The organism is Agrobacterium sp. SORGH_AS_0440 (assembly GCF_031453135.1).
Classification (GTDB): domain Bacteria; phylum Pseudomonadota; class Alphaproteobacteria; order Rhizobiales; family Rhizobiaceae; genus Agrobacterium; species Agrobacterium pusense.
In genome coordinates this window covers 1,550,137-1,573,620 of record NZ_JAVIYR010000001.1, presented here as the reverse complement: position 1 = coordinate 1,573,620, position 23,484 = coordinate 1,550,137, and the positions used below count along the sequence as shown (strand labels likewise).

The following is a 23,484-nucleotide window of genomic DNA, read 5'->3' as shown; positions in this document are numbered from 1 at the left end:
ATTGCGGTCAACTGCCGATATCCGGCCACCGTTCTCCGTACCGCCCTATGGCGCAGTCGGAGCGATATAGCTGCGGAAATACCGCTATTGCGGAGATGCGCCGCGTCCTTCGGCCACGTCAACCGGCGGCGCCTGATTTTGCTGATCTCTTTTCACACCAAACTCGCATAACGCCAACCGGCGCATCGTCGCGAGCAACTCGAGGTCGATGGCTGCACCATCATCCTTCAGCAGAAAATCCTGAAGAGTTTTGCGTATCGTCTTTTCCACGAGTTTGGCCTGCAACGTCTCATCTGATGTGAAACGGGCGGCCCAACGAACGAGAATTCGTCGTAGCAGACAATATTCGAAATTTGACGGATACAACATATGTGCATCTCCGCAAAAAGCAAGCGGGAGCACATAGCAACCCTCAGTTGCCACCGCCTACGAATTCGGTTGATGGCAATGTATGAACCATAGCATCATTCGGATCGAAGTCGACCCCTGAATTCTGGCCCGTACAGAGTGCCCGCCTCGCATGGACATTATCCCGAGGCGATGCGTCAACTCCGGCAACCGGCAACGCCGTTCAAGCGGGCTTTTCTTCCACCCCGAGGAACATTTCTTGCCCATCACGGTTGGTGGAGCCTCAACCATCAGGAGGCTCAACAATGAAGACCATTCTTTCCCTCGCGTTCGCACTCGTCGCCGGAACTGCTTTGGCGCAATCCGCGACGGAATCCACCGGCGTCAATTCCGCACTTGGCGTCGCGCCAAAAACCGAGGATTTCATCTTGCAGGCCTCGGCAAGCGATATCTTCGAAATTGAATCAAGCAAACTCGCCCTCACCAAAGGGAACGAGGAAACCAAAGCCTTTGCGCAGCAAATGATCGCCGAGCATGAGAAAACCAGTTCGGAACTGAAAACCCTGTTATCCGGCGGCAAGGTGAACGGGACACCGGTCACCGCTCTGACAGATGATCACAAGGAAGAAGTAGACGACCTCGCAAAACTCGACGCCAACGAGTTCAACGAAGAATATATCGATGATCAGGTCGATGCGCATGAAGACGCCGTTGATCTTTTCAAGCGCTACGCCGAAGGCGGCGATAATCCGGAGCTTAAGGCGTGGGCGGCAAAAACTTTACCGGCGCTCCAGCATCATCTGGAAATGGCCCAGGGCCTCGACAAAAACTGACGATAGATGGCTGCTGGTGATCTTTGTGTGATGGAGAAGCTGGCGCGACACGGCTAGGCTCGCACCCGGACGTGCGAGTTGATCAGGCGGCGCGCCGGCGAAGTTCTTCAGACCGGATCCCGGGCAGAACTTCACAATCCTCCGCGCGTTCATCGCAAGAAGGACGGCTGAAAAATGAACGATGCGAACACCCGGAACTACACTATCGAACAGATTCAGGAAGTATATGCGTTGACCTTGGTGCAGGCGGCAGAACTGTTTGAACGGTTTGCAGGTGATAGGGCGGCCATCGACAAAATGATGAAGCGCTGTCCGCACAGGGAGGATAAAGAACAACGCTAGGTGCCGACGCTTATCGGCGCAGCGAAAATTTGTGTGTCCGATCTTGATCCGGGGCGCCGCCGCTCCAATATTTTTCAGGCTTCTTGATCTGGTTGTTTAAGATTGGAGGTAAAGATGAACAGCCCGGAAGTTTTGTTTAGAGCGCCTGTTCGGGTGCGCATGCAATGCGGCCTTGAGAGATCGTTTCTCAGCGTTTACGACGCCCTGGATTTTCTGGAAAACGAATGGCCGCTTCGCCGTGGTGAACGCTATAAGCGCGCCGTGCAAAAATGCCGCGCCGCGCTGTCCAGGCTCGAAGCCGCGGAAGTGGCACGGGAAGCATTCATCTCCGCCTGCCTTGAGGCGAGCATGCCGCTGGTTATGGCCGGTCCGGTCCATTTCGATGAAATGTTGCCCATGAGCCGCGCAGTCGGCTAGAGGGCTGTGCCAGAACACATTCCCTGGCTAAGCCCCGCTGTTCCGGCGGGGCACCGGTAACGTGCTGCGCCGTTTACCTGGGAGGTACAACGCCATGAATGATACCGACAGCGGACCGCCCGACGCGGTTGAGCCGCCGTTGCCGGCGGCCCACATCTCTTAAGGTCAGTAGGTCTGCATCGGCTGTGACAAACCGTCACCGACTGCGCCATTGCCATATTGCGCGACAGGCACGCCTTCCTGACCAATCGGCACACCCTGCTGTGCGGGACCGAGCGCTGTCACCACAATCGGCGTCCCATCTGGCACGCGATTGTAGAGATCGACTATGTCCTGGTTCAGCAGGCGAACGCAGCCTGAAGACACGGATTTGCCAATTGTCCACCATTCGGGCGAGCCGTGCAGACGATAGATCGTGTCCTTGCCATCTTTGAAGATGTACAGTGCACGCGCACCGAGCGGATTCTTGAGACCCGGCTCCATGCCGCCATTGCGGCTGCTATAAGGCTCCAGCTCCGGCTGACGGGCGATCATTTCGTCTGGCGGTGTCCAACGCGGCCATTGCCGCTTGTACTGGATGACGCCGCGGCCCGACCACTCGAAGCCCGCGCGGCCAAGACCCACGCCGTAACGCATGGCCTGCCCGTTTTCATAGGTCAGATAAAGGGAAATGGTTGGCAGTATCGACCACGATCACGCCGGGGCGCTCGCCGGTCGGGTTCGCCACCATCTGCCGCAGGAACTGGCGCGGAATGCGCTTATAGGGAATTTCCGGCAGCGGGAACTGCTCGTCCGGTTTCGGGCCGTACATCAGCGCATACATCGGATCTTCCGCGGGAGCGGCCGGCCTCGCGGTTTCACGTGCCGTGGTGTTGCAACCCGCAAGTCCGGCAAGTGCCAAACCGCCTGCTCCAAGCAGGAAACCCCGCCGGGTCGTCATCGTCTCGTTCAATTGAAAAACCTCATTTACGTCATCTCACACTGGCAAAGGGATCTGCCAGCGCCGCCTCGGGGCGGCTTATAGGGTACTTCGTGCCGGAAACCTGCGATGCCATTGCCTTGGCGCCGCTCGATTTCAGTATGGCCCGGAAGCTCGGATGCATGCCGCCGTCTACATACGCGCTGAGGGGGGCGGAAGTTCCCTCGCTCATCGCCGCGGCAAGTTTTTGTTGCTCCTCGGCCAGCCTCGATGCCACCAGCGGGTCATTCTGGTTGACGGCCGGCGGGCATGCTGCCAGCGGATCGGCAGGCTCGCCTTCGGCAAATTCACTATTGAAGACATAACGGCGGCCGCAGACGGAGACCTTGGGCTGGCGCCGCGTCACCTCGAAATAATCATAACCTTCCTTCAGCGTCTTCCAGAAGGGCATGTTGGGATCGTTCCGGTGCGCCACCATGTTCCTTGCGGTCATGCGGAAGGGATAGGCCTGGACCTGGAAGCGGTCCTGCCCACCCTGCAGCGCACGCGCGACAATGGCATAGATCTCACCCACCTGCGCGTCTGTCATCGCGTAGCAGCCGGAAGATGAACAGGCGCCGTGCACCATCAGCGCCTCGCCGGTATAGCCGAGCGCGGATTCCAGCCGGTTGGGGTAACCGAGATTGAATGAGACGTAATATTGCGAATTCGGGTTCAACATGCCGGCCGAGACATGATAAAAACCCTCCGGCGCCTGACGGTCTCCCGTTTTCATCTTCGGCCCGAGTTTTCCGGACCAGCGGCACATGGGATATGTCTTCAGCAACGCATAATTGCCGGTCTTGTCGATCTTCCAGACCTCGAGCTCGCTCTCCTGCTTGAAGATGCGAACGAGAACCGGGCTTTCCGGACGCATGCTTTTGGCTGACATCTGCGCCATCATCTTGGACGACAGCTTCGGCGGATCTTTTTTCACGCTGTCGAGACCCATTGAGGTGCACGCGGCAAGGCTACCGCCGATCGCGATGACCGCAGCCAGTTTTGCCCCCGTCTTGAACTTTTGCCGCAACCCCGCCACCGCGAAGTTCAGCACAGCCTGCATACCCATGGATATTTCTGCCCGCCTGATTTGCCCGCCTTTCCGGCAGACGCTTAACTATCGAAGGTGGCCACAACACGGCAACCTCATCCATGGACAAAGTCTCGTGAACAGACGTTACCCTTTCGTTAATCATAGGGACACAAGCCCGTGATGGTCTCCGGGCATGACGCCGGAGAAGCATCTAGCGGAGAAGCCCCTGGCCGCCGTCGATCCAGACCGGTGTGCCGGTCACGTGGCGGGACGCATCGGAGGCGAGAAAACCGATCAGTTCGGCGACATCCTCGCTCGTTCCCGCCACACCGCCCGTCACCGGAATATCTCCTGCGGGGAAGCGAACCGGCACCTCGGTTTTTTCCCGTGCGCGTATCTTCGTATTCTCGTCGATTGCCGTTTTGATCGCACCCGGGCACACTGCGTTGACACGGATGCGGTGCCGCCCAAGCTCCAGCGCCAGTTGCTGGGCCATGGCAAGCTGCCCTGCCTTCGTGACCGAATAGGCGGTCGCGCCGGGCGAAGTGAAGGTGCGCGTGCCGTTGATCGAGGAGACAATGACGATGGAACCGCCGCCTGCCGCCTTCAGATGTGGCACGCTGGCATGAACCGTGAGATAGGTGCCGCGGAGATTGATGCGTATCGTGTCGTCCCACTCCGAGGGTTTGAGTTCATCGATAGGCGCCCAGACACCGTTGACGCCAGCATTGGCCACCACGACGTCAAGGCGGCCAAAATCCTCCACCAGCGCTGCAACGGCGCTCCGCATGGCCTCCTCATCCGACACGTCGGCGATGAGAATTTTCGAGGCGCCGGAACGGGCGGTAATGTCGTCGGCAACGTCCTCCAGTTCGGACTGCGTGCGCCCGAGCAGCCCGAGCGAAAAACCCTTGGTGGAGAGATGAAGGGCGGCGGCGCGTCCGATACCTGAACCGGCCCCGGTCACGAGAGCGACTTTACGAACAGTCAATGTCACAGCCCCCCTTTTCGCGAGGCGATGGAGGTAACGGTCGCCGAGACGGGATCACTGGCCGGAAAGCTGTCCTCCAGCCCCTCTTCCAGCTCCTCCTCCAGAACGTCACGGTCCCTCGCGGTCCGGGCGCTCGCCTGCACGCGCTCACCCTGCTCGCGCGTTCCATCATTCTGAGCCGTTCCAAGGCGGGAAAATTGCGAGGGTGCGTCGGCACCCTGGCGCGTTCCAAATGCGGTGAGTTGGACCATCACGGCGCTCGCCCGTTTAATCGCTTCTGCGTCGTCGATCCCTTCCAGACCATCGGCAAGGCGAACCGAAACGTGATCGCCGTCGCTGCCGGCAAACTCGACGGAGATAGATCCGTCATTGCGTTTTACATAAGTCGTCGAAAGTTGCATGACATGCCCTCCGGCTGGATTCATCGACAAGGCCGATGCGGGAAATGAGTAAAAGCTCACTTCAGAACGACATAGCGTGGAAGGGGTTCCGATGAATCAGGTCTTTGGTCCGGAAATGGACAAGAGTTTTTTCCTTCGCGACGCAGTGGATGTGGCCCGCGCGCTCATCGGAGCGGAATTTCGCGTCGGTAATACCGGCGGCGTCATCGTCGAGACCGAAGCTTATCATCCAGATGATCCGGCGTCGCACAGTTTCAATGGGAAAACCCCGCGCAACCGGGCAATGTTTGGGCCAGCCGGACGTCTCTACGTCTACCGGTCGTACGGCATTCACTGGTGCGCCAACTTCGTCTGTTCCCCGGGTTCAGCCGTGCTTCTTCGCGCGATCGAACCGCGAACCGGTATCGACATGATGAAACTGCGACGGGGAACTGACAAACTCAGACTCCTATGCTCCGGCCCGGGAAGGCTTTGCCAGGCAATGGCCATCACGGGAGAAATGGACGGCGCCGCGCTCGAGGCGCCACCTTTTTTCCTGCAGCTGCCGAAAACGGCAACCGCCGTCAGCATCGGCAGGCGGATCGGCATCAGCCGAGCGATCGATTATCCTTGGCGTTTCGGACTCGCGGACTCACCTTTTGTGAGCAAAAAATTCGAGTCACCCGATCCGGCCTAAAACACCTTCGGAGGCTCGTCGTTTTCGTCGGGATTGGGTGTGGGCACCTCGTCGGGCAAACGATCGGGCTCCGGCTCTTTGATCGGGGGGATGTCGGGCTGGGGTGGAACCGGCATCGGCGGTTCCGGATAGGGCTCAACCGGAATTGTCGTCATTGCGGTCTCCTGATGTCAGCGCGGCGGACCTCACGGAAGTCGCTGCTCTTGATCTATCGCGACACTGCGTTGCAACGCCGCCACTCAGACGGCGCAACACCCAGTTCGCCCATCGGTCATAAAGCCGGGAAGGTCCTCTGGATCAAGTTGCGCCGCCCTGCGGGTCGTAGGAAGGAAACGCAGGCGCGGTCCGTCCGTTCCGTTTCTTTCGAGGAAGATTTCGTGATCGCTCAGGCAAAACCGAGAGCGCTACGGGAAATGTCGCGATTTTCACAATAATCGCGTGAATGGGCTTCATGCCCGTGTTCGCGCGCCGTGGAACGTGTCAATTCCGGGCTCGTTACGTTGAGCAACGCATCGGCATAGGTGCCGGTCGCCTCGACGTCATCGATTACAGGCTGCTGTTGCGGTTTTAGAAATTCAAACATCCATCGTCCTCCATCGACACGTCCCTCAACGCGCCGGTCCGGGTCTCTGTTCCATGAACCCGATACCCTTCCGATTATACATGAGACGATGCTGTCGTATAGATGACTAAAGGCGAACGTTCTCAATCGGCGTTCACAAAATGGAGTGGAATCAGTGAGCTATGGCCCAAAGCTCAGGCAGGGCCGACCGATTCTCGCAAAATCAGCTCCACAGGCCACAGTTCCTGAACCTCGCGGACGGGGCGACCGCCGATGATCTGCAGAAGAAGGTCCGTCACCCTTATTCCTGCCATGCGCATGGGCGAGCGGGTGGTCGAAAGCGGCGGCATCATGCTTTCAGGCGTGAGGTAAGGAAACACATCGTCATGGGCGATGACGGAAACATCCTTGCCGATTGTCAGCCCCATCTGGGTCGCAGCACGGTAGACGCCCTGTGCCGTCATCATGGCACCCGCAACAAAGGCTGTCGGGCGCGGTGTCTGCTCCAGCAGCGAACGGGCGAAGCGGAACGCGGTCTCTTCGCTGAAGTGCTCATTCATCATGAAGCGCGGATCGGGCGTAATGCCGTGGGTAGCCAGCGCCTCGCGGAAACCCTGTTCACGATCCCGTACGAAGGTTCGTCCGACCGGCCCATTGATGAGGGCTATACGCCGGTGGCCGCGCTCGAGAAAATGGATCGTCGGGCGATAGGTCACATCATGGTTGTCTATATCGAGCCAGGCATGTTCGAAGGGTGTCTTTGAGCGCCCGTGCACGATGAAGGGTACGCCGAGCCGGTTGAGCAGCGCGATACGCTCATCCTCCGGACGCGGTGAGTGCACGATAATGCCATCCACACGACCGCTCGCCGCTAGCCGGCTGAAAATAGCCAGCTCCTCATCGAGATTGTTGTCAACTGTCACGCTGACGAGAATGTCGGTCTCTTCCCGTTCCAGCCGGGTGGCCATGCCGCCCATGAATTCCGAAAAGAAATGTCCTCCGCCCGACCGGCCCATAACGACACCGATAGCGCCGGCCCTGCCGGTTGCCAGCCGCACGGCATTGGCATTCGGCAAATACCCGTATTTGAGCGCAGCCTCCATGACCCGCTGACGCGTTTCCTCACGCACTTCGGGATAGCCGCCCAGCGCTCTGCTAACGGTGGTGGGCGACAGGCCAACCTTTTCTGCGAATTCCTTGAGCTTCATGTTTTTTTGCCAATTCGCCCCCTGCATGCGTCGCCGCTGCGGATTTTTCAAGTCGACAAAAATTGAAAACGATTTCAATTTCTTCCCACCTGAAACCTTACAGTCCATCATCTTGAAAGGCAAATGGTGAAAATTTGCAGGCAAAAACGCCCGATTTTCGCTCGATTAGAAAGAGTATTGACAGATTGCCCGGCTTTTGCGAGCTTCCTTTTAGTCAAAAGCGCTTTCAATTTTGAGGACAATCGGGAGCGTCAACGGAGGAGTTTGACAATGAATATTTCCATGAAGACTTTGTTCCTGTGCGGCAGCGTACTTTCCGCCGCCGTTTCCGCGCAGGCGGCCGAGATTTCCATCGCCGCCAATTCCACCGGCAAGAACGTCGCATTCTTCAAAGAACGCATTGCGGCTTTCGAAAAACAAACCGGCCACAAGGTCAATCTCGTCACCATGCCATCATCCTCCAGCGAGCAGTTCAGCCAGTACCGGCTGTGGCTTGCCGCGGGTAACAAGGATGTCGATGTCTACCAGACGGACGTTATCTGGGCGCCGCAGCTTGCCGACCAGTTCGTGGACCTGACCGCGGCGACCAAGGATGTCATCGGAGATCATTTCCCCTCCATCGTCGCATCGCAAACCGTGGACGGCAAACTCGTCGCCATGCCGATGTTCACAGACGCGCCCGCGTTGTTCTATCGCAAGGACCTGCTCGAAAAATACGGCAAGCAACCGCCGAAAACCTGGAAGGAGCTGAGCGAAACCGCGAAGGAAATCCAGGACAAGGAGCGTGAAGCGGGCCAGAAGGACCTCTGGGGTTTTGTCTTCCAGGGCAGCGCCTATGAAGGCCTCACCTGTAATGCCCTGGAATGGATTGCTTCCGCCGGCGGCGGCCATATTGTCGAAAGCAATGGCGATATCTCCGTCAACAATGAAAAGGCTGCTGCCGCCATCGAAACTGCCAAGGGATGGGTCGGCACCATCGCGCCGCAGGGCGTGCTTGCCTACAAGGAAGAGGAAGCGCGCGGCGTCTGGCAAACCGGCAACTCCGTCTTCATGCGCAATTGGCCCTACGCCTACGCGCTCGGCAATGGCGACGACAGCGCCATCAAGGGCAAGTTCGGCGTAACACCGCTCCCGGCTGGCGCCGAGGGCGAGGCACCGGCCTCAACGCTGGGCGGCTGGAATCTCGCCGTATCCAAATATTCAGCCAACCAGGAAGCTGCCATTGAGCTCGTGAAGTTTATCGCATCCAAGGAAACCCAGAAGATGCGCGCCGTTCAGCTTTCCAACATGCCGACGATCGCTTCGCTTTACGACGACAAGGATGTTGCGGCCGCGCAGCCCTTCATGCCGACATGGAAGCCGATCTTCCAGACCGCTGTCCCGCGTCCTTCCGCCTCGGCCAAGGTGAAATATAACGAGGTTTCGGCCAAGTTCTGGGGTGCGGTCCACAACACGCTCTCCGGCAACGGCACGGCCGCTGAAAATCTTGAGCTTCTCGAGGTTGAACTGACCGATCTCAAAGGCAACGGCTGGTAATCCGGCCCGCGCGGGAACGGTCTCGCCTGATCGTCTCCCGCGCCCCAACCGCGAGATATCCCCATGAACGACATCGCCCTTCAAAGACCGGTCACGGCATCCGGCACAGGTTCCGATCTACAGTCAGAACGCTTGAAATCCGCTTGGCTGTTCCTTGCCCCCACATTTCTCGTGCTGGCGCTGGTGGCGGGCTGGCCGCTCGTGCGCACCGTGTGGTTCAGCCTCACCGACGCCTCGCTCACCAATCTGGAGGGAGCACAATTCGTCGGCCTCAAGAACTATCTCACCTGGATCACGCTCAGCAGCGGCCGCACGATCTATCGAGGCCTGCTTGCCGACCCCGCATGGTGGGGGGCGGTTCTCAACACGCTGAAATTCACCATCGTCTCGGTCAGCCTCGAAACGGTGCTCGGCCTCATCGTCGCTCTGGTGCTGAATGCCGAATTCAAGGGACGCGGCCTCGTGCGCGCTGCCATTCTTGTGCCATGGGCCATTCCCACCATCGTCTCTGCGCAAATGTGGGCGTGGATGCTGAACGACCAGTTCGGCATCTTGAATGACCTGTTCCTTAATCTAGGCCTGATCTCCAACAAGATCGCCTGGACCGCCAACCCCGAGACCGCGATGATCGCCGTGCTTATCGTCGACATCTGGAAGACCACGCCCTTCATGGCGCTGCTCATTCTCGCCGGTCTGCAGATGGTGCCGAAGGACATGTATGAAGCGGCCAAGGTGGATGGCATCCACCCCGTCAAGGTGTTCTTCCGCGTTACCCTGCCGATGATCCGCCCTGCCCTGATGGTCGCCGTCATCTTCCGTATGCTGGATGCGATGCGCGTTTTCGACCTCATCTACATCCTGACGCCGAATAATGCCCAGACCCGCACCATGTCGGTGCTGGCGCGCGAGAATCTGTTCGATTTCGACAAGTTCGCCTATGGCGCCGCCGCCTCCACCATGCTGTTCCTCATCATCGCCTCGATCACGGTCATCTATATGTGGCTCGGGCGTGTCAACACCGATGGAGCCCAGCGATGACCTTGCCCAGCATCCTGAAGACCACCGCCTTTTATGCGCTGGTCGCCGTCATCATGGTGATTTCGGTATTCCCGTTTTATTATGCGATCCTGACCAGTCTGAAATCGGGCTCGGCGTTGTTCCAGGTTAATTACTGGCCGCGCGAATTTTCGCTCACCAATTACAGTTTCGTCATTGGCAACGGCACGTTCCTGCGCAATCTCGGCAATTCGTTGCTTGTTGCATCATCCGTCGTCATCCTGTCGCTGTTTCTGGCGGTCACCGCATCCTATGCGCTTGCTCGCGTCCGCTTCAGGGGCCGCGCATTGCTGCTGCTCACCATTCTGTCGGTTTCGATGTTCCCGCAGATTGCCGTTCTCGCCGGCCTGTTTGAACTGATCCGCTGGGCAGGCATCTTCAACACGCCCTTGGCGCTGATCTTTTCTTATATGATCTTCACCCTGCCTTTCACGGTTTGGGTCCTGACAACCTTCATGCGCGACCTGCCGATCGAAATCGAGGAAGCAGCCATCGTTGACGGCGCATCGCCCTGGGTCATCATCACACAGGTGTTCATGCCTTTGATGTGGCCGGCGCTCGTCACGACGGGGCTCCTCGCCTTCATCGCGGCATGGAACGAGTTCCTCTTCGCGCTCACTTTCACCTCATCGAACGAGCAGCGCACGGTGCCGGTCGCCATCGCGCTGCTGTCGGGCGGCTCACAGTTCGAAATTCCCTGGGGAACGATCATGGCCGCGTCCGTCATCGTTACCGCGCCCCTCGTCGTCCTCGTTCTGATCTTCCAGCGACGCATCATCTCCGGCCTCACGGCCGGCGGCGTCAAAGGCTAGGAGAAACATCATGACCACCATTCAATTGCGCGATCTTCGCAAATCCTTTGGCGCCTTCGATGTCATCAAGGGCATCGACATGGATATCCGCTCCGGCGAATTCATGGTTTTTGTCGGCCCTTCAGGCTGTGGCAAGTCCACGCTGCTACGCCTCATATGCGGGCTGGAGGAAATCACCGGCGGCACGCTCTCCTTCGACGGTGAGACAGTAAGCCGCCTGCCGCCCGCCAAACGCGGCGTCGCAATGGTCTTCCAGTCCTATGCGCTATATCCGCACATGACCGTGTTCGAAAACATGGCTTTCGGCATGAAGTTGTCGGGCGCAGACAAAGAACAGCGCAAGAAGCGCGTCGAAGCGGCAGCGGAGATGCTGCAGCTCACGCCCTATCTGGAGCGCCTGCCGAAGCAGCTTTCTGGCGGCCAGCGCCAGCGTGTCGCCATCGGCCGCGCCATCGTGCGCGATCCGAAGGTCTTCCTGTTTGACGAGCCGCTCTCCAACCTCGATGCGGCGCTGCGCGTGGCCACGCGTCTCGAGATCGCCAAGCTGCATCGCTCGATGCATGACACGACGATGATCTACGTCACCCACGATCAGGTGGAGGCGATGACACTCGCCGACCGCATCTGCGTCCTGCGCGACGGTCGGGTCGAGCAGATCGGCACGCCGCTCGAGCTTTACGAAAGTCCTGTCAACACCTTCGTCGCCGGCTTCATCGGCTCGCCGAAGATGAACTTCCTGGCAGGCAAGTATGCGGAATCAGAAGGCGCAAAAACGATCGGTGTCCGGCCGGAACACATCACCATCGCCAGCGACGGCAGCGGTTGGAGTGGAGAAATCGTGCATTCGGAAATGCTCGGATCGGACAGCTACATCTATGTCGAGATCGGCGCCGGCGAGCCTGTTGTCGTACGTGAAGAGGGCGTGACCGGCCGCAAGGCGGGCGAGCATATCACCATCGTGCCGGATACGGCGCAGATCCACCGGTTTGACGCCGAGGGTCGGGCCATTGCCCGCAACCCCGCTCGCGGCGCCGCCTGAACCTAACTTCCGCCGGGACAACCCAAGTAGCCGGCTTTCACCAAGGAGCATGAGAATGACCATCAACACCGTTGTATGGGGCGAAAATATTCACGAACACATCAATGACACGGTGCGTTCGATCTATCCAAACGGCATGCACAACACCATCGCCGATGCGCTGAACCAAAATCCCGAGATCAATGCCACCACCGCCACGCTGCAGGAGCCGGAGCACGGCCTTTCACAGGAGCGTCTCGACAAGACCGACGTTCTCGTCTGGTGGGGCCACAAGGACCACGGCGCAGTTCAGGATGACATTGTGGAGCGCGTCGCCAAGCGCGTCTGGGAAGGCATGGGCCTGATCGTCCTGCATTCCGGCCACTTCTCCAAGCCGTTCAAGCGCCTGATGGGTACGCCTTGCGCACTGAAGTGGCGCGAGGCGGGCGAACGCGAACGCCTGTGGACCATCAATCCCCGCCACCCGATCGCCGCCGGCCTGCCCGAGCATTTCGAGCTGGAAAACGAGGAGATGTATGGCGAGCAGTTTTCCGTACCGGAGCCGCTCGAGACCGTCTTCATTTCCTGGTTCCAGGGCGGTGAGGTTTTCCGTTCGGGTCTCACCTGGCGTCGTGGTGCCGGCAATATCTTCTATTTCCGCCCCGGCCATGAAACTTATCCGACCTATCACGACGCCAATGTGCAGAAGGTCATCAGCAATTCTGTAAAATGGGCCTATAATCCGGTCGGCGCCCTGAAGAGTATTCACGACGCGCCGAATGTTCCCGTCGATAAGGCGCTCGAGCCTATCGAGGAACGTGGTCCCAAGCTGCATAAGGCAGGCGAAGCAGGTTACAGGTAAGGGCTTGGAGATACTGGCATGAGACTTCTCATTCTCGGAACCGGTGGCATGGCCAACAACCATGCCACATATTTCTCTCAGATCCCCGGCGTCGAACTGGTTGCGGCGGTGGATGTGGACGACGTGGTGGCACGGGCCTTTGCGCTGCGCCATAACATCCCGCTCTCTTTCACTTCGCTGGATGACGCCATTGCCTGGGGTGAATTCGATGCGGCGGCGAATGTCACGCCCGATGCCATCCATCACCCCACGAGCCTGAAGCTGCTTGCGGCGGGCAAGCACGTTTTCTGCGAAAAACCGCTGGCGGAAAACTACGCGAATGCCGCCGAAATGGCCGACGCGGCCGAAAAGGCCGGCCTCGTTGCCATGGTCAATCTCACCTATCGCAACGTCGCCCCCTTGCAGGCGGCGCGCGAGATGGTGCTGGCCGGCAAGATCGGCAAGGTTCGCCATCTGGAAGCCTCCTATCTCCAGAGCTGGCTCGTTTCCAAGGCCTGGGGCGACTGGATGACGGAGAGCAAGTGGTTGTGGCGGCTTTCCACCAAGCATGGCTCGAACGGCGTGCTGGGTGATGTCGGCATCCACATACTTGACTTCGCCTCTTATGGCGCAGGCAGCGATGTGCAACGAATCTTCACTCGGCTGAAGACCTTCGACAAATATGAGGGCAACAAGATCGGCGCTTACGATCTGGATGCAAATGACAGCTTCACCATGACGGCCGAACTGGAAAACGGCGCCATGGGCGTCATCCATGCCAGCCGCTGGGCGACGGGCCACCTCAACGAACTTCGTTTGCGCATCCACGGCGACAAGGGCGCACTCGAAGTCATTCACACGCCCGACTATTCCAGCCTGCGTGCCTGCATCGGCGAGGATGTGGAAAAGGCCATCTGGAAGACGATCGATGTCGATCCCGTGCCGACGAACTACGAAAAATTCGCCAAGGCCGTGATGGAAGGCGGCGTCGCCGATCCCGACTTCCGCCACGCCGCCAATCTGCAGAAGGTACTCGATCTGTCGATCATTGCGGATCGGGAGAGACGCGAGTTGGCCGTTTCGGCTTGATGTGAGAGAACAAGCTGCGGCATCACTTTGCCGCAGGTTTCTTCTCGCCGAGGGGAGAAGGTGGCCCGAAGGGTCGATGAGGGGGCAACGTTGCCGGATTTCGGAGAGCTTGACCCCTCATCCCGCTGCCGCGGACGTCTCCCACTGGGGGAGAAGAAACAAGCGGCTTACACTCGCTCAATACATTCTGCGCTTCTTGAGGATGCAAACTAAAGCGTGGAATTTCACTCCCGCGCAACTTCACACCCCGCGCTTGTTCCCCCATAACAACACATGCAGCTGCGGCAGCACGCGGGCGGAAAACCAGCGATCTTCGCTAACCTTATCCACCAGCCACAACATCCGCTCCATTACACCATCGATATCGACACGCGCATCGTCATCATCCGGCGGCGGCGGGGTGTGGTTGCCGGGCTGGAGGTAAACCGGCAAATACGGGAAACGCGCGGATGCCGCTTTGGCATAGGCGTAATCCGCATCGTCAAAGACCACGATCTTCAGGGCCACCTGCGGCCCTTCGCCGGCAGCGGCAAGACAGTCTTCGAAAGCCTGCCAGTCCGTTCCCATGCCGCTCGATGGCGGCTTGGGGCTCAGAACCAGATGGTCGAGATCGGCAAACCAGTTTTTGGCGATACTGCCCTGCGTTTCCAGCGCGAAACGATAGCCTTCAACGTGCCCTTTTGCGATCAGCGACCCAAGCGGCTGGATGGCCGGATTGCCGCCAGACAGCGAGACCGTCAGCGGTACGCCACCGGAAAGCCGCCGCACCTCCTGCCAGATTGCATCGACCGGCATCGGTTTCCACGTGTCGCGATAATCGCTATCGACCGCGTGCAGCGTATCGCACCAGGAACAGCGATAGTCGCAGCCGCCAGTGCGAACGAAAACCGTCGGCAGACCGATCAGCAGACCTTCGCCCTGAATGGTCGGGCCGAAGATTTCACTGATGCGGATCGTGGTGTCCTTCGCTGCACTCTTTTGTTGGGCCGCCGTCATGGCCGGTATTCTGCCCAGGTCTTGGCGGTTTCGCTAACGCGGATGGCACTGGTTTCAGGCAGACGATCCTTGCACCAGTCATAGAAATGCTTCGCCAGGCATTCCGCCGTGACCCGGTCATGGCCGAGGACATCATTCAGGTGACGATGATCAAAATGATCGTCGATATAGCGCTTCAACGGTGCGAGCTCGTGATAGTCGCGCACGAAACCGTGCTCGTTCAGCTCTTCGCCTGACAGTTCCACTTCGACGATGTAATTATGCCCGTGCAGCCGATTGCACTGGTGATCCGACGGCAGGCTTTTCAACTGGTGCGAGGCGGAAAAGTGAAATTCCTTGGTGATGCGGAACATCAACGCACCTCCTGCGCCGCGAAAGCATGGGTCGCGGCCACCCAGAAATCCGGGTCCTCATAGTCTGTCGGATCGGTGACGCCGGCAAGATGGAAGGCTTCGCGCCGCTCCACGCAGGTGCCGCAGCGGCCGCAGTGACGCAAGCCGCCCTTGTAACAGGACCATGTTTCACCGAAGGGCGTTCCATATTTCGCGCCATCGGTCACGATGGCCGCCTTGGAAACGGTGACGTAGGGCGCAAAAAGTTTCACATCAGCATAGCCTTCAAGCGCATGCGCCTGCATGGCGTTGAAGCTGTCAATGAAGCCCGGCCGGCAATCCGGGTAGATGAAGTGATCGCCGCCATGAACGGCAATCGCCACTGCTTCCGCCTGTTGCGCGGCAGCCAGGCCGAAAGCGATGGTGAGCATGATGGCATTGCGGTTCGGCACCACGGTGGAGCGCATGGTCTCTTCGGCGTAGTGGCCATCAGGCACCTCCACATCGTCGGTCAGTGCGGAACCGGTGAGATGCGCGCCGATGGTTCTGATGTCGATGACATGATGCGGCACGCCGAGCCGTCTGGCGCAATCGGCGGCAAAATCCAGTTCCTTCCTGTGGCGCTGGCCATAATCGAAGGAGACGAGAGCTAAAAGTTCATGTTCCGCGGCGATTTTATGCGCAAGCGAAACGGAGTCCAATCCGCCGGAGCAGATGACGATGGTTTTCATAAGTTGGGATCCCTTGTTTTGACCGGGTGGGCTGCGACCGGATTACAGGGGCGGCTTTAAAGCAAAGCGGGGAATTTGTGAAGGCCCTAGCTGAAATCACGAAAAGCGGCAAAGTTACCTTCACCGCTTTTCAAGGAATGATCTTCCGTCCTCAGCGCAGCAACGCCTGCGCCTCCTCAATGCCGAGCGCGGCCGGCTGCGTGCAGGTCGTCGTCATCTCGATGAAACGGCCCTCTTCGCCGGACTTCAGGATCGACGTCATCACGTCGATACCGTGCAGGGAACGATCCAGCGAGCAGCGGGCGTCGCGCCCCTCCAGAATGGCAATCGCCATATCGGCAAGACCGGCCGTGCGGTAATTTGCACGCGGGCCGTTCGGGCTTTCCTGATTGGCGATGCCGAAGGGGTGAGCCCAGTCTTCCAGCGGCTGGATATTCTTGTCGCGACCGCTGGCTTCGACAACACCGCCGAAGAAATTCGGATCCGGCACGTAGATCGAGCCTTCCGTGCCATAGAGTTCCATATTGGCATGACGATGCGACCAGACATCCCAGCTCGCCGAAAGCGTGATCGTCGCACCATTCACGAATTCCAGTAGGGCATGGATATTTGTCGGGGTCTCGACAGGGATGACCTCACCGTTCAGCGGCTGGCTGGTCACCGTACGGGTCGGATTTGCCATCGAGGTGAGCGCGCCGACACGTTTCACCGGGCCAATGAGGTTGATAAGATTGGCGATGTAATACGGACCGAGATCGAGGATCGGCCCGCCGCCCTTGAGGAAAAAGAAGCCCGGATTGGGGTGCCACATTTCCATGCCGGGGCTCATCACATGGCATGTGCCCGACGTAATGCGGCCGACCTTGCCGTCATCGATATATTGCCGGGCAAGCTGATGCGCGCCGCCGAGGAAGGTGTCCGGTGCGCAGCCGACGGAGAGGTTCTTCTCGCGGGCGATGCGCCGCAGTTCCTCGCCCTCTTCCAGCGACAGCACCAGCGGCTTTTCCGAATAGACGTGCTTACCCGCCTCGAGAATGGCTTTCGATACCGGAAAATGCGCGGCGGGGATTGTAAGGTTCACCACCACGTCGATTTCCGGGTTGGCGAGCAATTCCTCGATGGACTGCGCGACAACACCGAATTCTTCCGCTCTCAGTTCCGCTGCATTGCGGTTGAGGTCGGCGCAGGCCAGCACCTTTATGCCCTTGAAGAGCGGTGCCAGCGAAAAATAAGCAGACGAGATATTGCCGCATCCGATGATGCCGACGCCAAGATCTCTGGCCATGATGAAACTCCGAAATCTGAGACTTAATAGGTTTTGAACGACGCGATAGAACGGGTAATCAGCCGATCGATATCTTTCGGGTTGTCGTGTTCGACCACGAAATGTTTCGTGGCGGATTTCGTCTTCAGCGCTGCGACGAGGCCTTTCCAGTCCACCGTGCCGTGGCCGACATCGGTCCAACCGTCTTCATCCTTATTCTCCCCTGCGGGCGCGATGTCCTTCACGTGCACGGCGGTGATGCGCTTGCCGTAGCTTTCGATCCAGGCGAGCGGATCGGCATTGCCCCTGATAATCCAGGCGATATCCGCCTCCCATTTCAGGTCGGGGCCACCGGCAAATATCTGCTCCTGCGGCGTTGAGCCATCGGCAAGCGCCTTGAACTCGAAGTCGTGGTTATGCCAACCGAAGACCAGCCCGGCATCCACGAACGGCTTTCCGGCTTCCTGCAGGCGCTTGCCAAAGGCGAACCAGCCGGCGGCATCGTTAGGGCGCTGGTCGGGCATCAGGTAAGGGCAATAGATCGCTTCCACACCCAGAGCGCTGGCGATATTCAGCGCCTTTTTGGGATCGCCTTCAAGAAGATCGAGACCGAAATGACCGGTGGGCATAGTCAGGCCGTTGGCGTCCAGTTCGGCACGCAGACCTTTCAGGCCGGCTTCATCCAGCGAAGCATACATGGCGCCGTAACCTTCCACGTGTTTGTAACCTGCCGCTGAAAGCTTCTTCAGAATATCGGAAAAGGGTTGAAAATTACGGGCGCTGTAAAGCTGAAAACCGAGTTCTGTCATTGTCTCCTCCATAGAGATGTGGGTCTTGGGAATGTGTGGGAGTGGTCGGCGCCCTTTAGAGCCGTTCCTCGCTTTGCGCGTCGAACAGCGAGGCCATGGTCATGTCGAGGCCAAGGCGCACCTTGGTGCCGGGTGAAAACCGTCTGTGACCGCCAACGCGCACGGACATGGTATGCCCGGCATGTTTAAGCCAGATTAGATTGTCGGCGCCCATCGGCTCCTCGATATCGACGATTGCCTCGTGCACCTCCCCGCCGACGATATCGGCATCAACGCGGACATGTTCGGGGCGAACGCCCAGAACCACCGCGCGACCGGCGACAAGCGGCGTTTCCGCATGATAACCGTCAAGTGCGAAAGTCACGCCATTGGTGGTGAAGACCACCTTGCCGTCTTTTTCGATCAGCTCGCCGCGCAGGAAATTCATCGAAGGCGAGCCGATGAAGCCTGCGACGAACAGGTTCCTTGGCTTGTTGTAGATGGTGACAGGGTCAGCCAGCTGCTGGATGACGCCGCTTTTCATGATGGCGATGCGATCAGCCAGCGTCAGCGCCTCGATCTGGTCATGCGTCACATAGATCATGGTGTTCTTCAGCGACTGGTGCAGCCGCTTGATTTCGACGCGAAGCTCCGAGCGCAGCTTGGCATCGAGGTTGGAGAGCGGTTCATCGAACAGAAAGACATCCACATCCCGCACCAGTGCCCGGCCGATCGCCACGCGCTGGCGTTGACCGCCGGAAAGTTCGGCTGGCTTGCGTTTCAGCAGCGGCTCGATCTGCAAGATGCCGGCTGCCCTTTTGACGCGGCGGTCAATCTCCTCTTTCGGCACTTTGGCGACCTGAAGGCCGAAGGAAAGGTTCTTTTCCACCGTCATTTGCGGATAGAGCGCATAGGACTGAAACACCATGCCGATGCCACGATCCTTCGGTTCTTCCCAGGTAACGTTACGGTCCTTGATGTATATCTGTCCGTCGGTCGGCTCCAGAAGCCCGGCGATGCAGTTGAGAAGGGTCGACTTGCCGCAGCCGGAAGAGCCGAGCAGCACGAGAAATTCGCCGTCGTAAATATCGAGATTGAGGTCTTTCAGCACGGTAACGGCGCCGAAGGACAGCGAAAGATCGCGGATGGAAACGCTTTTGTTCATATAGCTCAACCTTTTACTGCGCCTGCAGCAATGCCGCGGACGAAAAGCCTGCCGGAGAGGAAATAGACGATCAGCGGCACGGCCCCGGTCAAAAGGGTTGCGGCCATGTTGACGTTGTATTCCTTCACGCCCTGCACGGAGTTGACGATGTTATTGAGCTGCACCGTCATCGGGTAATATTCCGGCCGCGTGAACACCACGCCGAACAGGAAGTCGTTCCAGATGCCGGTCACCTGCAGGATCATCGCCACCACGAAGATCGGCAGTGACATGGGCAGCATGATGCGGAAATAAATCTGCCAGAAATTGGCACCATCGATCCGCGCCGCCTTGAAAAGTTCCTCCGGCAGCGAGGCGAAATAGTTGCGGAAAAGCAGCGTCAGGATCGGCATGCCGAAGATGGTGTGAACGATGACGAGGCCGCTCAGTGTGCCGTAAATGCCCAGTTCGCGAAGCACGATAACGATCGGATAAATCATCACCTGATAGGGGATGAAGGCGCCGATGATGAGGATGGAGAAGAACAACTCCGATCCCTTGAACTTCCAGTTCGCCATGGCATAGCCACTGACGGAGGCGACGATGATGGAAATGACGACCGACGGCACGAGGATGCGTACGGAGTTCCAGAAGCCCCGCGAAAGCCCGTCGCAATTCAGCCCTGTACAGGCATTCGCCCAAGCCTTGACCCAAGGCTCGAAGGTAATCTCCACCGGCGGTGCGAAAATGTTGCCGAGCCGGATTTCCGGCATGCCCTTCAGCGAGGTAACGACCATCACGTATAGCGGCAGCAGGTAATAGGCAGCAGCCACGAACAATGTGCCGTAGAGAATGATGTTGCGGCGGGAAAAGGTTTTCCTTGGCTTCTTGCCGCGCGGGCCGGAGAGCTCATTGGAAACCGCATCGTTGGCGGCAACAACCGTGTTCAATGCGCTGAGATTAGCCACGTTTCTTGCCTCCGAATTCAAGGTAGGCCCATGGAATGATGATGATCGCAACCGTCAGGAGCATCATAGTAGAGGCGGCAAAGCCCTGCCCCAGATTCTGCGCCTGGAACATGTAGTCATAGACATATTTTGCCGGGACCTCGGACGCGATGCCCGGCCCGCCGCTTGTCTGCGCCACCACGAGGTCGTAGACCTTGACGATGCCGCTGGCGATGATGACGAGCGTGGTGATGAAGACGGGACGCATCATCGGTATGATGATGAGGGTGTAGGTTTTCCACATCGGAATGCCGTCAACGCGCGTCGCCTTCCAGATGTCTTCATCAATGCCACGAAGACCGGCCAGCATCAGGCACATGACGAGCCCCGTGCCCTGCCAGAGCGCCGCGATCAGAATGCCATAGATAACGATCTCGGAATTGTAGAGCGGGTCGAACGTGAAGCTTTCCCAGCCAAGCGAACGGACAACGGACTGGATGCCAAATTCCGGGTTCAGCAGCCACTGCCAGACGAGGCCGGTAACGATGAAGGACAAAGCGAAAGGATACAGGAAGATGGTGCGGAACGCGTTTTCAAAACGTATTTTCTGATCCATCAACGCCGCCAGCACGAAGCCGATGACAAGGCTGAAAATTAGCGACAGGATGCCGTAAATCGCCAGATTCTGGATTGAGACGATCCAGCGCGGCGCGGCCCACAGCCGCTCATATTGATCGAAACCGATGAAGTTCGCCCGCGGCAGAAGCTTGGAATTGGTGAAGGAATAAACCACCGTCCAGACCGTGCCGCCAAGAAAGATCACCACGGCGGTCAGTATCATCGGAATGGAGGCAATCTTCGAATTGAGATTGCGGAAAAGCTGGTTGGGCCGCCGTGAGCGCGCTTGACCTGCCATGTTACCTCCTCCTGTAACGTTACAGTCAACGGCCGAGCACGGGGCTCGCCGCGAGAAACTCCGGCCATTGCCTGTTATCCTGGCATAGCCCGGACGTTGGAAGGGGAGCGGCGAACCGCTCCCGATCCGAAGAGATTACGATCAGTCAGCCGAACCGATAATGTCCGCGAAACGCTTCTGCCCGTCTTCCGCCGACATCGAGCCCGCGAAGAATTCCGCCATCAGATCTTCCTTCTGTTTCTGCGTATCGGCGGAAATCAGCTGGTCGGTGCTGGTCAGCGCATTGCCCTTGGCCAGAATTGCCAGACCCTTTTTCATGCAGTCATTGGCTGCATTCAGGTCGACGTCGCCGCGGATCGGCAGCGAGCCTTTCTTCAGGTTGAAGGCAACCTGCGTTTTCGGATCAACGATGGTCGCGGCAAGAACATCCTGCGCCTTGGTTTTCGCCTCGTCCTTCAAAACGGGGAAATAAAAGGCGTCGCCACCCGTGGTCAGGTATTCACTCAGGCCAAGGCCAGGAAGGCAGGAATAATCAGTGCCGGCTTTCTGGTTGGCGAGCTGGAATTCACCCTGGGCCCAGTCGCCCATGATCTGGCCGCCGGCCTTGCCGGTGATGACCATGTTGGTGGCCTGGTTCCAGTCCTGAACATTGGTGCCCTTGGCCATGTCGCGCGCCTCGACGGCAGCCGCGAAAATCTTTGCCATTTCAGGACCCGCCGCCGCTTCGGCATCCTTGTCGCCATAGACCTTCTGATAAAGGTCCTTTCCGCCGATCGAAAGCGTCAGCGTGTCGAACAGGCCGTTCGCCTGCCATGCCTGGCCGCCAAGCGCGAGCGGCTGGATACCGGCCTTTTTCAGCGCCGGCGCTGCCGCAACAAATTCCGTCCAGTTCTTCGGAACTTCGACGCCCGCTTTCTTGAAAGCCGCATTGGAAAGCCACAGCCATTGCCACGAATGGATATTGACCGGCGCGCAATAAATCTTGCCGTCGATGGTGCAGCTGTCGAGCAGGCTCGCCGGCTTGATGACCTCTTTCCACTTACCCTTTTCGGCAACGTCGGACAGGTCCCGCATCAGGCCGGCCTGCACGAGTTCTTCCGCCTGCCGGCCGTGGTTGAACTGGGTGGCGCCCATCGGATCGCCGCCGGTGATGCGGCTGATCATGATCGGCCGGGCCGTGCCGCCCGAACCGGCAATCGCGCCGTCCACCCATTTATTGCCGGTCGCGTCGAAAGCCTTGGCCAGTTCGGCCACCGCCGCGGCTTCGCCGCCCGATGTCCACCAATGGGTCACCTCGAGATCAGTGGCCCCGGCAAAGCCCGCCGGAATCATCACGCTGGCCAGAAAAGCCGCAGAAATAACACGCATTCGCATGAGTCTCCTCCCTCACTGAAACGTTGCAGTTGGAACGTATGCGAAGATTTTTGATTAGGCAACCGCCTAAAATACGAATCTCGTTACTGCATTCAGCGGCGTCTCGAAGGATGGCAAAATCCGCCTGACAGGCGGACCGTAGAGGGGCTTGCGCGCCGTAATCCACACGCAATGCCACTGGTTTAAAAAACCTGCGCAGCAAGGAAACAGGTGCAAGAGACAATGAAACGCTGGCATATTCTCCTGATCATCGGATTGATCGGTGTCGCATCGCTCTTACTCGCCGCGTTTGAGCAGCTCATACCGGGACAGCAGGTTTCAATGGCGATGCGCCTGTTGATACTCCTCCAACCAGCAGTTCTGACCGTCGCCTCGGTCGCCACCGGCCAAGCCCTCGCCGCAAAAATCGGACTCCATGCGCCTTTGATCGATGGCTGGCTGACGGGCGGCGATCCGCGTGCGGTACTGCGAAAACAAGTGCCTCCTGCACTTGCTGCGGGTGTTGCCGTTGCCATTGTGATGATCGTCTATTCGTCGGCGATCCTGCCCTTGGTCACAGATGCAGCAACCGTGGCAAATATGATCAGATTTGACATTCCCCTGGCCACCCGGCTCCTCTATGGCGGCGTCACCGAAGAGCTATTGACCCGATGGGGCATGATGTCGTTTTTCGCGTGGATTCTCTGGCGCTCTACAGGAGGCGGGCAGGTTCGAGCGTTCATAATGTGCGCTGCCATCGTGATCGCTGCCGCTCTGTTCGCCGCTGCTCATCTGCCGTTTCTGTTTACCATTGCCGCGCAGCCCCGGCCGGCACTCGTGCTTGCAGTGCTGACCGGGAATTTTATTCCCGGACTCATCTTCGGATGACTAT

27 protein-coding genes and 1 pseudogene are annotated in these 23,484 nt (G+C 58.6%); 11 read left to right on the top strand and 17 right to left on the bottom strand.

The annotated features are described in order from the left end of the window. Window positions 1–84: 84 nt before the first annotated feature. Window positions 85–285, bottom strand: coding sequence for a hypothetical protein (locus QE453_RS07205; RefSeq protein ID WP_035211052.1), 201 nt, complete (start codon window positions 283–285; stop codon window positions 85–87). Window positions 286–653: 368 nt separating this feature from the next. Here QE453_RS07205 and QE453_RS07200 point away from each other — a divergent pair, with 368 nt between their 5' ends. The 3 genes from QE453_RS07200 (at window position 654) to QE453_RS07190 (ending at window position 1,940) form a co-directional block, all read left to right on the top strand. Beyond that, window positions 654–1,181: a DUF4142 domain-containing protein gene (locus QE453_RS07200; protein ID WP_309776608.1), complete on the top strand. Its 528-nt coding sequence runs from the start codon at window positions 654–656 to the stop codon at window positions 1,179–1,181. Window positions 1,182–1,355: 174 nt separating this feature from the next. Next, complete coding sequence (locus tag QE453_RS07195; RefSeq protein ID WP_309776607.1) at window positions 1,356–1,523, top strand: hypothetical protein; 168 nt, start codon at window positions 1,356–1,358, stop codon at window positions 1,521–1,523. A 114-nt stretch (window positions 1,524–1,637) separates the two neighbouring features. After that, entirely contained in the window at window positions 1,638–1,940 is a 303-nt protein-coding gene (locus tag QE453_RS07190; RefSeq protein ID WP_004438551.1) for a DUF982 domain-containing protein, read from the top strand. A 165-nt stretch (window positions 1,941–2,105) separates the two neighbouring features. Here QE453_RS07190 and QE453_RS07185 read toward each other — a convergent pair. The 4 genes and pseudogenes from QE453_RS07185 to QE453_RS07170 all read right to left on the bottom strand — a co-directional run bounded on the left by QE453_RS07185 (window position 2,106) and on the right by QE453_RS07170 (window position 5,323). Further along, window positions 2,106–2,892 (bottom strand): annotated as a pseudogene (locus QE453_RS07185) (L,D-transpeptidase). Window positions 2,893–2,911: 19 nt separating this feature from the next. Then, window positions 2,912–3,967, bottom strand: coding sequence for a murein L,D-transpeptidase family protein (locus QE453_RS07180; protein WP_162701979.1), 1,056 nt, complete (start codon window positions 3,965–3,967; stop codon window positions 2,912–2,914). Window positions 3,968–4,142: 175 nt separating this feature from the next. Next, window positions 4,143–4,928 (bottom strand): SDR family NAD(P)-dependent oxidoreductase, encoded by a 786-nt coding sequence (locus QE453_RS07175; protein ID WP_309776606.1) that lies wholly within the window; start codon window positions 4,926–4,928, stop codon window positions 4,143–4,145. After that, on the bottom strand, window positions 4,925–5,323 hold the full coding sequence (locus QE453_RS07170) for a hypothetical protein (RefSeq protein WP_034498252.1): 399 nt from the start codon (window positions 5,321–5,323) through the stop codon (window positions 4,925–4,927). The genes QE453_RS07175 and QE453_RS07170 overlap by 4 nt, the downstream gene beginning before the upstream one ends. A gap of 91 nt (window positions 5,324–5,414) precedes the next feature. On the opposite strand from QE453_RS07170, the gene QE453_RS07165 reads away from it, so the two are divergent. Beyond that, on the top strand, window positions 5,415–5,999 hold the full coding sequence (locus tag QE453_RS07165) for a DNA-3-methyladenine glycosylase (RefSeq protein WP_220359993.1): 585 nt from the start codon (window positions 5,415–5,417) through the stop codon (window positions 5,997–5,999). Here the strand turns inward: QE453_RS07165 and QE453_RS07160 are convergent. The 3 genes from QE453_RS07160 to QE453_RS07150 all read right to left on the bottom strand — a co-directional run bounded on the left by QE453_RS07160 (window position 5,996) and on the right by QE453_RS07150 (window position 7,769). Further along, window positions 5,996–6,154 (bottom strand): hypothetical protein, encoded by a 159-nt coding sequence (locus tag QE453_RS07160; RefSeq protein WP_004438532.1) that lies wholly within the window; start codon window positions 6,152–6,154, stop codon window positions 5,996–5,998. The genes QE453_RS07165 and QE453_RS07160 overlap by 4 nt on opposite strands. Before the next feature lie 230 nt (window positions 6,155–6,384). Continuing rightward, entirely contained in the window at window positions 6,385–6,582 is a 198-nt protein-coding gene (locus QE453_RS07155; protein ID WP_006698591.1) for a hypothetical protein, read from the bottom strand. A 173-nt stretch (window positions 6,583–6,755) separates the two neighbouring features. Next, a complete protein-coding gene (locus QE453_RS07150; protein ID WP_044459944.1) occupies window positions 6,756–7,769 on the bottom strand; it encodes a substrate-binding domain-containing protein in 1,014 nt (337 codons plus the stop codon). A 270-nt stretch (window positions 7,770–8,039) separates the two neighbouring features. Between QE453_RS07150 and QE453_RS07145 the strand changes: the two genes are divergently transcribed. From QE453_RS07145 to QE453_RS07120, 6 genes are all read left to right on the top strand, one after another. Further along, window positions 8,040–9,305, top strand: a complete 1,266-nt coding sequence (locus QE453_RS07145) for an ABC transporter substrate-binding protein (protein WP_004438522.1) — start codon at window positions 8,040–8,042, stop codon at window positions 9,303–9,305. Between the two features lie 63 nt (window positions 9,306–9,368). Then, on the top strand, window positions 9,369–10,343 hold the full coding sequence (locus QE453_RS07140) for a carbohydrate ABC transporter permease (RefSeq protein WP_004438520.1): 975 nt from the start codon (window positions 9,369–9,371) through the stop codon (window positions 10,341–10,343). After that, complete coding sequence (locus tag QE453_RS07135) at window positions 10,340–11,173, top strand: carbohydrate ABC transporter permease (protein WP_004438518.1); 834 nt, start codon at window positions 10,340–10,342, stop codon at window positions 11,171–11,173. Before QE453_RS07140 ends, QE453_RS07135 begins: the two co-directional genes overlap by 4 nt. A 10-nt stretch (window positions 11,174–11,183) precedes the next feature. Further along, entirely contained in the window at window positions 11,184–12,212 is a 1,029-nt protein-coding gene (locus QE453_RS07130) for an ABC transporter ATP-binding protein (protein ID WP_309776605.1), read from the top strand. Between the two features lie 55 nt (window positions 12,213–12,267). Then, window positions 12,268–13,053, top strand: coding sequence for a ThuA domain-containing protein (locus QE453_RS07125; protein ID WP_142186480.1), 786 nt, complete (start codon window positions 12,268–12,270; stop codon window positions 13,051–13,053). Window positions 13,054–13,071: 18 nt separating this feature from the next. Then, window positions 13,072–14,121, top strand: a complete 1,050-nt coding sequence (locus tag QE453_RS07120; protein WP_004438510.1) for a Gfo/Idh/MocA family protein — start codon at window positions 13,072–13,074, stop codon at window positions 14,119–14,121. A 240-nt stretch (window positions 14,122–14,361) separates the two neighbouring features. On the opposite strand, the gene queE is transcribed toward QE453_RS07120, so the two are convergent. The 9 genes from queE to QE453_RS07075 all read right to left on the bottom strand — a co-directional run bounded on the left by queE (window position 14,362) and on the right by QE453_RS07075 (window position 22,613). Beyond that, complete coding sequence (queE, locus tag QE453_RS07115; RefSeq protein WP_309776604.1) at window positions 14,362–15,117, bottom strand: 7-carboxy-7-deazaguanine synthase QueE; 756 nt, start codon at window positions 15,115–15,117, stop codon at window positions 14,362–14,364. Continuing rightward, the gene (gene queD, locus QE453_RS07110; RefSeq protein WP_004438504.1) at window positions 15,114–15,470 is read right to left on the bottom strand and encodes a 6-carboxytetrahydropterin synthase QueD; all 357 of its coding nucleotides are present in this window, start codon (window positions 15,468–15,470) and stop codon (window positions 15,114–15,116) included. Before queD ends, queE begins: the two co-directional genes overlap by 4 nt. Further along, window positions 15,470–16,180, bottom strand: coding sequence for a 7-cyano-7-deazaguanine synthase QueC (gene queC / locus QE453_RS07105; protein ID WP_004438501.1), 711 nt, complete (start codon window positions 16,178–16,180; stop codon window positions 15,470–15,472). The genes queD and queC overlap by 1 nt, the downstream gene beginning before the upstream one ends. A 151-nt stretch (window positions 16,181–16,331) precedes the next feature. Beyond that, window positions 16,332–17,465: a Gfo/Idh/MocA family protein gene (locus QE453_RS07100; protein ID WP_004438498.1), complete on the bottom strand. Its 1,134-nt coding sequence runs from the start codon at window positions 17,463–17,465 to the stop codon at window positions 16,332–16,334. A 23-nt stretch (window positions 17,466–17,488) separates the two neighbouring features. After that, window positions 17,489–18,253: a sugar phosphate isomerase/epimerase gene (locus tag QE453_RS07095; protein ID WP_125270824.1), complete on the bottom strand. Its 765-nt coding sequence runs from the start codon at window positions 18,251–18,253 to the stop codon at window positions 17,489–17,491. Between the two features lie 55 nt (window positions 18,254–18,308). Then, window positions 18,309–19,397: an ABC transporter ATP-binding protein gene (locus QE453_RS07090; protein ID WP_111813377.1), complete on the bottom strand. Its 1,089-nt coding sequence runs from the start codon at window positions 19,395–19,397 to the stop codon at window positions 18,309–18,311. 5 nt (window positions 19,398–19,402) lie between these two features. Then, entirely contained in the window at window positions 19,403–20,344 is a 942-nt protein-coding gene (locus QE453_RS07085; RefSeq protein WP_309776603.1) for a carbohydrate ABC transporter permease, read from the bottom strand. Beyond that, window positions 20,337–21,239, bottom strand: coding sequence for a carbohydrate ABC transporter permease (locus QE453_RS07080; RefSeq protein WP_004438488.1), 903 nt, complete (start codon window positions 21,237–21,239; stop codon window positions 20,337–20,339). Before QE453_RS07080 ends, QE453_RS07085 begins: the two co-directional genes overlap by 8 nt. A gap of 141 nt (window positions 21,240–21,380) precedes the next feature. Continuing rightward, window positions 21,381–22,613 (bottom strand): ABC transporter substrate-binding protein, encoded by a 1,233-nt coding sequence (locus QE453_RS07075; RefSeq protein WP_034498262.1) that lies wholly within the window; start codon window positions 22,611–22,613, stop codon window positions 21,381–21,383. 222 nt (window positions 22,614–22,835) lie between these two features. On the opposite strand from QE453_RS07075, the gene QE453_RS07070 reads away from it, so the two are divergent. Next, a complete protein-coding gene (locus tag QE453_RS07070) occupies window positions 22,836–23,480 on the top strand; it encodes a type II CAAX prenyl endopeptidase Rce1 family protein (RefSeq protein ID WP_309776600.1) in 645 nt (214 codons plus the stop codon). Window positions 23,481–23,484 lie beyond the last annotated feature (4 nt).